Origin of the sequence: Streptomyces sp. A012304 (assembly GCF_026008495.1) — a bacterium.
GTDB lineage: Bacteria > Actinomycetota > Actinomycetes > Streptomycetales > Streptomycetaceae > Streptomyces.
Genome location: NZ_BQUN01000115.1, coordinates 1 through 317 on the forward strand (window position 1 = coordinate 1; position 317 = coordinate 317).

The window sequence follows — 317 nt, forward strand, 5'->3', positions numbered from 1 at the left end:
GTCGAGGCGGCCCGGCACGCCATCGGCCGCATCGCCGACATCACGGCCGACAAGCACATGGAGGGAGTCCGCCTCACCCGCTGGCTCCTCTCCCCCGTCCCCACGTTCCTGCTCTGGCGCCGCATGAAGCTGTGGGAGCTGCGCTCCTACGAACAGGTCATCAAGCTGGAGCAGGAACGTCTCGTCTACCAGGCCCGGCTGCGCTCCCGCTTCGGCCGGGGCTGGCGCCGCAAGGCCCCCGTCGAATCCCTGATGCCCCTGCGCCTGGCCCGCTACGGCGTCCCCCTCGCCGAAACCGCCCCGGCGGGCCTGGCGGC

The 317-nt window shown here is 72.6% G+C and carries 1 protein-coding gene; it reads left to right on the forward strand.

The window, feature by feature from the left end:
- The coding region (locus tag ALMP_RS30840; protein WP_264934196.1) for a DUF2637 domain-containing protein at nt 1-317 on the forward strand (317 nt) is incomplete at both ends.